Origin of the sequence: Mesorhizobium sp. M7A.F.Ca.CA.002.05.1.1 (genome assembly GCF_003998335.1) — a bacterium.
GTDB lineage: Bacteria > Pseudomonadota > Alphaproteobacteria > Rhizobiales > Rhizobiaceae > Mesorhizobium.
On record NZ_RZQI01001469.1, the window covers coordinates 1 to 794 of the forward strand.

Here is a 794-nt window from a genome sequence, read left to right on the forward strand (position 1 = left end):
ATCCAGCAGCGTCGAGGCGGAGCCGAGGCCGCCGTCAACCCGACCGGATCGGTGACCACAGGCCGAACCCGCCATTTCTGGGCAGCACCGTTCGAAATCGGCAACGAATTCGGCGGGCTTGGTTATCCCTCGCCGATGCCGGACGATGCGAAACGGATTCTTTTGAAACACCGCGACAAGCATGTTGGCAGGCAGATGGAGACCGGCGGCAACACCACCATCGCCGTCATTGCCACCGATGCGGTGCTCACAAAAGCTGCCGCCAAGCGCCTGGCGATATCGGCGCATGACGGGTTCGTGCGCGCGATATGGCCGACGCACACACCGGCCGATGGCGACCTTGTGTTCGCGCTGGCGACCGGCACGAGCGGTATCGAACTCTCCGCCGATGCGGCGATCGATCTCTACGCCGCAGCCGGCGCCACCATGGCGCGCGCCATCAGCCGCGGCGTCTATGCGGCAACCCCTGCCGAAAACGATCTGTTTCCGGTCTGGTCGTCACGCCTGAGGTGAAGCGATAATCAGACCCGATCGGACTTTTCTTCCTCGAACGTCACCGCAACATCGGAATTCGCCGACAGCCAGACCTTCTTGCCGTCGACTTCGGCAATCAGGCTCAGGGGAATATAGTGATGATGGCCCTTGTGAGCGCCCTCGCCGCTATCGGCCTTGGTCAGCTTGATGCGCTGGCCATCGACCTTGTCGACAGTGCCGACATGCACGCCGTCGGCGCCGACGACTTCCATATGCTCGCGAATTTTGCTGGTGTCGGTCATGGTGGTCTCCATTGGGAC

Annotated in this window: 2 protein-coding genes; one reads left to right on the forward strand and one right to left on the reverse strand. The window is 62.3% G+C overall.

The window, feature by feature from the left end; genetic code table 11:
- A partial coding sequence (locus EN939_RS36420; protein ID WP_206528461.1) for a P1 family peptidase occupies nt 1-513 on the forward strand: 513 nt, incomplete at its 5' end.
- 8 nt (nt 514-521) lie between these two features.
- On the opposite strand, the gene EN939_RS36425 is transcribed toward EN939_RS36420, so the two are convergent.
- Nucleotides 522-776, reverse strand: a complete 255-nt coding sequence (locus EN939_RS36425; RefSeq protein WP_127269889.1) for a DUF2171 domain-containing protein — start codon at nt 774-776, stop codon at nt 522-524.
- Nucleotides 777-794: the final 18 nt, after the last annotated feature.

Excerpts from the sequence above, each read along its gene's own strand:
- EN939_RS36425 (WP_127269889.1), bottom strand. The coding sequence starts at position 776 with ATGACCGACACCAGCAAAATTCGCGAGCATATGGAAGTCGTCGGCGCC.